Below are 8,060 nucleotides of genomic sequence, written 5' to 3'. Positions count from 1 at the left end.
CCATGTGAGAGTAGCACACCGCCAGGCTCCCAATATGAAGAAGGGCTATCCGAGTGGATAGCCCTTTTTTATTGCCTATCGTTTATCCCAACCGTCAGACTGCTAAAAAGCTGTCGGAATGAATTCCGACCCACACCGACTCAAACCTTAGGCATGGCCCGGGCGATAATTGCTCTGGCATCAATACATTCAGGCAGGGTACCGTACTGGTGGTAGTGTTTATCGCTGAGTCTGGCTTGAATAAATGCTTCGGCAATCATGGGTAAGCCATATACCAGCAATGTTGCGGCTTGCCAGAGCAAGGCCAGCTGTTCCATAAGCTGACGGGCGCGTAGTTCAATGTTGTGTTGTTCGGTGAGTTCAGCCATTAACACCACCAGTTTCTGATCAAAAAGTGGCTGGCGGCCTTTTGCCTTTTGCAATTCAGCCAGCAGGGCCTGCAGCGTATCGGGTTCGCGCTGTAGCACTCTGAGCAGATCCAGACACTGGACATTCCCCGAACCTTCCCAAATCGCATTAACCGGCGCTTCCCGGTAAAGACGACTGAGCACGTTTTCGTCCACATAACCTACGCCGCCGATGCATTCCATGGCTTCATAGGTTTGCTGAATAGCCCTCTTGCAAATCCAGTATTTGCCGATCGCCGTGGAACTGCGCACCAGCGCGGCTTGCTGCGGGTTGTCACTGTGATCCAGGGCATGGGCAATACGCAGCGATATGGCCAGCGCCGCTTCGGCTTCAAGAGCTAGATCGGCCAGCACATTCATCATCAGCGGCTGGTCGTGAAGGTTTTTGCCAAATACGCTACGCCCGCTGGTATGCCAGATGGCTTCCTTGGCGGCCTGCGCCATCAGTGCCGATGAGCCTAACATACAGTCATAACGGGTCAGGGCCACCATCTGAATAATCGTAGCGATGCCGCGCCCCTCTTCACCCAATAGCCAGCCATGTGCACCACGAAATTCTATTTCGGAGCTGGCATTCGAGCGGTTACCCAGCTTGTTCTTCAGTCGCTGAATCTGGATAGGGTTTTTACTGCCATCGTCGCGCCAGCGCGGCAGCAAAAAGCAGGACAGCTTGTTATCTACCTGAGCCAGTACCAAAAAGGCGTCACACATGGGTGCCGAGCAAAACCATTTATGCCCGGTCAGTTGATAAAGCTGGCCTGGTCCGGCCTGCGCAACGGCAGAGGCAACGGTGGTATTGGCCCGCACATCCGAGCCGCCTTGTTTTTCGGTCATGGCCATACCGATTGTCACCCCTTGCTTTTCAAACCAAGGCTTATTGGTACCGTCGTAGTGGCCGGACAGGATCTTGGGCAGCCATTTGGCCGCAATATCAGGTTGTACGCTAATGGCCGGCACACTGGCGAATGTCATGGTCAGGGGGCAGCCGGACCCGGGATCGGCATGGTTATGCAAAAATGCCATCGCGCCCCGAATAACATGGGCACCAGGCTTGTTTTCGGTCCAGGCAAAGCTGCAATGACCATTATGCACTGCATGGTGCATCAACTGGTGATAGGCGGGGTGATAATCCACCTGATCTACGCGCTGGCCAAATCTGTTGTGGGGCTGGAACTCGGGTAGATGCTTATTGGCCTGAAAACCGGCCTGCAGCAGTTCATGGCCAATCTGATGGCCGAAACTGGCCAACTTACTGTCGCCCCAATGGCCACCAAACTGCTGTACCCAGTATTGCAGCACCTCATCTGCCTGATAGGCGTTGTAGTCTTGCAGGGGCTCAGGTTGGTTGAAGACCTGATGGGTATCGCTTATATCAATGCTATGGGACATAACCACCTCTTAGCCGATTCAGATTATGGCACTGTTTGGTTAAGGCTGATTGGGTCAGTGTTTCATAAACTGGCTTGTGCTGGAACAGGTTTGCTTATTACCAGGGGAATCCCTGGCCATTGTTGCCAATGCTGGTAGGCATGGCCTGACTCTGTTGATCAGCGGCGCTCAGGGCTGTGACCCGCTTGAGAAATGAGTTGACTGGTGGAGTACCTTCGATTGTTTCTTTTAGTACGGTGACGCTACAGTACAGCTTGGCTAAATTTTGGATATTGGCGAATATAGCCAAGCTGTTACATATTGGTTTAAGCGTGTTGCTAGCTTTGCTTCATTAAGTTGGCGAAGTCAGGGTGACTAAAGGTTGCTTTAATCAGGTCTTGCACTGCAGGTGACAGAGCATCCGCAGTCGCATTGCACGCTGTAATTGCATCAAAGCCACTTTTGAAGGAATACTTATTACTCACTTCTAATTCTGTACCGTTGCTTGATTTTAAACTTAAACCAATATCCCAATAACCATTGGTTAAACCTGTTATAGACGAAAACTCAATTTTGGTAATGTCTCCTGTAATTTTAACTGTATCCTTTGAGTATTTGTCTGCCATCTTTAATTCATCATTGAACGCTTTAGTAATGAATTGTGGGATTGACAGCCCATCGGCTGGTTCAATTGGCCCCATTAAACGGCAATTGGAACTGAATGATGCTGGCTGATTAAGTGAAGCAAATTCGCCATTAATTTCGCTTAGCTGTTTTAATGTTTGAACATTGTCCACAGAAATTGCGTAGCGGGGTGGTTGCATTGTCGAACATGCACTTAATGCGAGTAGGCTTACTGCTAATACTACTTTCTTCATTTTTCTTCCTTTTTTATTAGTATCTTGTTTATATTCCACTGAAAGCTAATCGATGATACGGGTTCGCTGCTCAAAGGCCTTGCAATATATAAAATCAACCATTGAGAAGCACTGGCTATATCATATTTCAATTATCGTTCAGGCATAGATTTTGCCTGAGGCGAGTCTTAGTATCTATGGCTACAAGAGCTGTGGCAAGGCTTGAGTTATGCTGATTTTATTATGCCTCATTCTAGAATGCGCCTCCTATTCTGGCATTTCACTTGTTGTTGTTCAGGTCAGCTGAAGCTGTTCAGGTATACTCCACATGAAGTTGCCGAAAATTTATCTGGACATCATCCCCGACGTATCTCCGATTCAATTCGCCTCTAGCAAGTAGCCGGCCCTAAACCAACCGGGAATTTTTAAGCGGGAGGCAATGCGGCTTGGGCCGCTAGGGGAATGAGTATTCCAACAGCTATGCTCCTTTTATTTGCCCCGTGATTGGTTACATTGAACCCATCAGCGATTCATTAAGAATCTTCTGAGCCATTGATAATGCCGGGTCATTGCCGTTTGAGTCGCGATCGGCGGGGCTTATCATCACATCAGGTTCGAAATCCTCGCGGTAGGTGTTATTTACATGGTATAAGCGTTCAAATCCCAGCTCTAACCAAGTGTCACTCTTCGCTAATTTAACGGTTTTTATGCCACCCAACAGATCAGCCATAGGTGCCCCGATAACAGTGACGGCGCCGATTGCATCCAGTCCAATTGTCATTCCCTCTCCCATACTGCCAGTCCAGCGACCTGCCAATACAACAAAAGGTTTCGTGTAATGTGGTGCATTGGGTTCTGCATAGGCCTTTTCCATGTCGGCATCTTTGTATGATCTACCCTGTTCTTGCCTTTGATAAAGTTGATAGACGGTTTTCTTGTCAACAAAGTGCCCTAATATAGGCTCTGCAACAGCGGTATTGCCGCCACTTGGGGTATTGCGAAGGTCGATAATCAAAGCGCTTGTTTCAGACAGCGCAGTTATCGCCTCCTTAAAGGCGTTCACGGTATCGCTGTTACCTAATGAGTTGTTAAATCGAATGTAACCCAGGCCATCAAGCTCTTGATAAGTTAAGGTGGGGCCCTTTGCGATCGCGTTGATCGAATCGTAACTTGCCGCCAAGTGATAGGTTTTTAACTCACCCTGATGCTTTAAGCTAATTGTCCGCTCTCTATTTCTATAGCCACCTAAGCTAATATTCACACCGTAGTTTATTTGCTGCAACGACAGCTGCTCAAACTGCCTGCCGAATACTTTTTCAACCGCTTCTTTTACCGGCAAGTTATCAATGGTTACCACTTCAGCACCGGGGCGGATATTGGCAAGATCGGCAGCGCCATCCGCTTTAACATCTTCAATAATGAATTCATTGTGCTTATAGATTGCTCTAATATCCGAGCCTGTCGGAAATACACTAAAATCATTTTCATCATAGGGCCCCAGGTTTAGATGAGGGTCGAGAAAATGCCGTAAGAACATTTGACTGATATCTGCAAACTCTTGCCGGGTACTTGCTTCAGAGGCCCGAATCTGGAACTCATTAAAAACCTTCTGGGCATTGAAGTCAGGACGATCTATATAGGCATATTGTTGCTTGAGAACACTTTCAAGTACCTGCCAGGCATCTTTAGCGTTAAACCTGTCGTCTTCTGTTGTCTTAAAACAGCCAGCAAGGGAAATACTGAATAGTAAAGTGGCTAGAATTTTTATTTTCATATTGTCCGTATCGCTTTGAGTCAATGTTGCGGATGAAATGGATGCCCTTATCAGGGCTGAGCTGGCAACCATTGAATAGAACTGTCCATGTCAAAATGGTCTTCGGTATCCTAACATGAAAATACTGTGGTGAGGTTTGTGACGTCCTTGTCTTTGATGACGCCCCATCCGTGGCGCGCCAGTCTTATTTGCAACAAGCGTTCTGCCTGTTGCTTTGCGCGTCCGCTGGATTGTTTATTGTAGATTGGGTCGCAAGTTAGCATTTGCTGCACTGACTTAATAACTTCCCTGTTCTTTATGACACGCAGTCCATTGCGCGCCAGTCACTTTTCTTTGCTCGTGCAAAGAAAAGTAACCAAAAGACAAAATCTTAGGGAAAGATTTTGGACAGCTTTAGGCTGGTCCGAAGGAAAAGCTACAGGGAAGTAGCTTTCAAACACGCCCGCAAACCTCTAAACGGGAATTTTTAAGCGGGAGTCAAAGCGGCTTGGGCCGCTTAAGGGGCGAGGTTGTACTTTGACAAAAGACTGTCTGCTATCTAGTCTTTTTAACTCATGGATATTTTCAGAAGGAACTGTTATGCCTAGTGTTACCACTGCTCAATTACCCTACAAGCTACCCGCTACGCCTAGACAGCAATTGCAGTATTTGGCTGCTGTTGTGGATATTCCATATTCTTTGCTAGAGAATGGTGGAGATGCAGAAATTCAAGCGCTCTGTTATGCCATGCTGTATCGGCATTTGGACCGATATCAGAAGATTGAGGCTATGGAGCGCATCAGGAAGCTAAATGGCCCTCTTCTGACGAGGGTTATGAATATTGCGCTGCATCCCACCTATGTGAATAAAAAGTGGGGAGTGTGGTCAATGACCACTGAAGAATTGTTAGCAGACAAAAAGTTTCATGAGAGATTTGCCAAATTTGCTTCAATAATTGGCGTGGGCGCCTCGGTAACCAGTGTGTCTGATTTTATTCGGGAACTGAAAAAAAATGGCAAGCTTACCCGCGGCGGAACAGTAACGCTTGTTATCTGGGGAGCCGTTTATCTGAATGACAAAGTGCTAACAAACATTACCGCTGAAGTCGAAAGACGAAGTGTCATCCGAGAGTTAGAGCTGAATTGATGAAGATCATCTTATCCAGATTTTTATTCTCGGTATTTGTTTGTCTGACACTTACTGGTTTTTGGATTTTCTTTGCAGAGGCTTACTCCAAGATGATTCTCTTTATTACCTTACCGTTGGTTATGCTTTTTCTGGTGATTGATTCGTACACTTATGAAAATAAATAGATTTGTAACTTTATTCGTATTGGCTTGCACAATTTTACCGGTTAGATTTGCAGATGCTTCAGACTGTGATGAAAATGTACTTAACAAGTCATCTGTTCAAGGACAGTTCACAATATCTAGCCGAGAAACGATCTGGAACTTGGATGAGATATCTAACGAAGAAATAAAAAAGAGAGGATGGGAATTTAAAAAATCATCTACTTCAAGTATATTTGACTCAGTAATATATAGCTACATAGATGAGAACCTATCTGAAGTCTTTGATATAAAAAAAGAGTCTGTTTTAGAAAGGACAGAATATAAGATCTTTTCTTCAACTCTAACGCTTCGCACTGAAGAGAGTGTAAAACCTAATAACTTCGTTGATGTTACTCTTTTTGGCCCTGTCATTTATAAAGGTAAACTATATTTTTTCAGAGCCTTAAGTACATCAATCCCATCTTACGAAGAAGAAAAAATAATCTCAGCTATTGAGAAAAGAGTTCAGAGTATATTGGAGTGCTTACTTTGAAGCTGAATTTATCCGGCTGGTTTGCTGGGATAATTGCCATACTGCTGCCACTTTACTACATAATTACGAGTGATAATTATGATAGTCACCTGCTATTTTTTACTATTCTAATCTTTTACTTGGGTATTATGCTTAAGCGTACATTGTTTAGGGTAAAAGAATTTAGACAGAAGGTTAGATAGCTGAGGTGACTGGTGTGAACGTAATCGACACTATTCGACGAAAAAACGAAGCGAAACAGATTACCGGGCAGAAATTCACTTTCTCACATCCCGATATCATTTAAATACCGGGAGGAATTCTGCTGTTTACTTGACACGGCTGATTAATGGGTGACCCTTTGATTCCTAGGGGAATAAACAGGCGTATCGACGTTGGCTCGAAGATAACGCTTCACCGTGTTACGCGAGATGCCTAACTGTTTGGCAATCGCACGCTGGGAAAGGCCTTGCTGATGCAAAATCTGAATTTTCATGAGTTCTTCTTTTGTAATCAAAGCGCCCCCGAAAAGGGACCATAGTGAAAAAAGTGGATCAGATTTCAATTGTTGGTAACAGTTAGTTGCACTCACCTTAAATAAGAGGGCAGTATCAGTTTTGATTCACTTGTAGGTTCAGCTCCATCAATGCCTGTTGGTAAAATCGAATCGCCACGCCACTTTGACTCTTGGATAATCTGTTCAATTGAAATTTCCCCGTGAATCAATGCTACGACAATATCAAAGTAACCTTTGAGAATATGCTTAACTTCATGCTGTATTTCATCAGGATGAACGAGTGTTGCATTCTGGTAGTGAGTAATAACAGCTTTTTGCACTTCACCCCAGTCACCATTCAAATCAAAGTACAACACAGGATAATGATAATCCTGAATGGTTGGGACTACATACTTGACGCCATCGTGGCTTGCTTTAACTTGCAAGCCGGCAGGTTTTGCTCCAACACGGTTGTTTGGGCTAATGCAAAGAAGCTGATTGCTAGTGTCATCCTTCTCAACCCAAATTATATCTCTTTGTGTATCACACGGATTGTAATGTTGGAAAAAGTAGTTTTTTGCCCTCATTGAACCAGTTGCAACGGCAACGTAATCATCCAGCTTTTTATGCGGCCGCTGCCCAAATCTTGCATACATTCCAAGAATTCTATTCACATCTGGCTCTGAGTTACATAATTTTACAACTAACGATTCCGCGATGCTTCCAATTAGCCTAGTAGCATCCGCATGGGCATTACCAGTTAATACCTGTTTTAGTTTTAAATTCTCTGAAATATATGATTCTTCGATTAGCACATCCAACAAAGTATTGCCGAATGTGGCTACCTGTAAATCTAGCGATGGCTTTCGCAGATAATCTGACAGGAACTGTGAGTGTTTTACTTCTCCGCCTTCACCTTCAACGATTACCTTGTGTAGTGGTCTAATAAAACCAGACACCAAGTTAGGTGGTAGAATCCAACCATCAAATGAGGTGAATAATGGCAATGGGACGTCGGAGTTTCACTCCGGAATTTAAACGAGATGCAGCGGCATTAGTGGTAGAACAGGGCTATTCGATAATGGAAGCCTGTTCAGCGATGAGCGTGGGTGAGACGGCAATGCGCCGCTGGGTAGCACAGCTACAAGCAGAGCGTCAGGGAATAACACCTGATGCCAAAGCCATGACACCAGAACAACAGCGTATCCAAGAGCTCGAGAAGCGCATTAAACGCCTGGAGCTGGAGAAAGATATCTTAAAAAAGGCTACAGCTCTCTTAATGTCGGACGACTTCAAAAGCATGCGCTGACAGACCAGTTGAGTGAGCAGTATCCAACCGCATTGGTCTGTCAGTTGTTTGACCTGCCCAGGTCGAC

6 protein-coding genes and 2 pseudogenes are annotated in these 8,060 nt (G+C 45.2%); 3 read left to right on the top strand and 5 right to left on the bottom strand.

The features are described 5' to 3' along the window. Positions 1–140: 140 nt before the first annotated feature. From CSR04_RS24475 to CSR04_RS24465, 3 genes are all read right to left on the bottom strand, one after another. A complete protein-coding gene (locus CSR04_RS24475; RefSeq protein ID WP_102798979.1) occupies positions 141–1,796 on the bottom strand; it encodes an acyl-CoA dehydrogenase family protein in 1,656 nt (551 codons plus the stop codon). Between the two features lie 317 nt (positions 1,797–2,113). After that, positions 2,114–2,653: a hypothetical protein gene (locus CSR04_RS24470; protein ID WP_146027253.1), complete on the bottom strand. Its 540-nt coding sequence runs from the start codon at positions 2,651–2,653 to the stop codon at positions 2,114–2,116. A gap of 487 nt (positions 2,654–3,140) precedes the next feature. Continuing rightward, positions 3,141–4,406, bottom strand: a complete 1,266-nt coding sequence (locus tag CSR04_RS24465) for a S41 family peptidase (protein WP_172449488.1) — start codon at positions 4,404–4,406, stop codon at positions 3,141–3,143. 579 nt (positions 4,407–4,985) lie between these two features. Between CSR04_RS24465 and CSR04_RS24460 the strand changes: the two genes are divergently transcribed. Together CSR04_RS24460 and CSR04_RS24455 are read left to right on the top strand one after the other, a co-directional pair. Further along, the gene (locus CSR04_RS24460) at positions 4,986–5,531 is read left to right on the top strand and encodes a hypothetical protein (RefSeq protein ID WP_102798976.1); all 546 of its coding nucleotides are present in this window, start codon (positions 4,986–4,988) and stop codon (positions 5,529–5,531) included. 153 nt (positions 5,532–5,684) lie between these two features. Then, on the top strand, positions 5,685–6,209 hold the full coding sequence (locus tag CSR04_RS24455; RefSeq protein ID WP_102798975.1) for a hypothetical protein: 525 nt from the start codon (positions 5,685–5,687) through the stop codon (positions 6,207–6,209). 346 nt (positions 6,210–6,555) lie between these two features. On the opposite strand, the pseudogene CSR04_RS24445 reads toward CSR04_RS24455, so the two are convergent. Together CSR04_RS24445 and CSR04_RS25320 are read right to left on the bottom strand one after the other, a co-directional pair. Further along, positions 6,556–6,705: pseudogene (locus CSR04_RS24445) on the bottom strand (helix-turn-helix domain-containing protein); the annotation flags it as partial. A 71-nt stretch (positions 6,706–6,776) separates the two neighbouring features. Beyond that, on the bottom strand, positions 6,777–7,691 hold the full coding sequence (locus CSR04_RS25320) for a hypothetical protein (protein WP_245921900.1): 915 nt from the start codon (positions 7,689–7,691) through the stop codon (positions 6,777–6,779). Here CSR04_RS25320 and CSR04_RS24435 point away from each other — a divergent pair. Continuing rightward, a pseudogene (locus CSR04_RS24435) lies at positions 7,685–8,060 on the top strand (transposase); the annotation flags it as partial. The gene CSR04_RS25320 and the pseudogene CSR04_RS24435 overlap by 7 nt on opposite strands.

Origin of the sequence: Bowmanella denitrificans (genome assembly GCF_002887595.1) — a bacterium.
GTDB lineage: Bacteria > Pseudomonadota > Gammaproteobacteria > Enterobacterales > Alteromonadaceae > Bowmanella > Bowmanella denitrificans.
Note: the sequence above shows the minus strand (reverse complement) of the source record. Positions and strands in the feature narration are given on the sequence as shown.

Bases quoted from the DNA above. Each gene is read 5' to 3' on its own strand.
- CSR04_RS24475 (WP_102798979.1), bottom strand. From the start codon at position 1,796: ATGTCCCATAGCATTGATATAAGCGATACCCATCAGGTCTTCAACCAA.
- CSR04_RS24470 (WP_146027253.1), bottom strand. From the start codon at position 2,653: ATGAAGAAAGTAGTATTAGCAGTAAGCCTACTCGCATTAAGTGCATGT.
- CSR04_RS24465 (WP_172449488.1), bottom strand. From the start codon at position 4,406: ATGAAAATAAAAATTCTAGCCACTTTACTATTCAGTATTTCCCTTGCT.
- CSR04_RS24460 (WP_102798976.1), top strand. From the start codon at position 4,986: ATGCCTAGTGTTACCACTGCTCAATTACCCTACAAGCTACCCGCTACG.
- CSR04_RS24455 (WP_102798975.1), top strand. From the start codon at position 5,685: ATGAAAATAAATAGATTTGTAACTTTATTCGTATTGGCTTGCACAATT.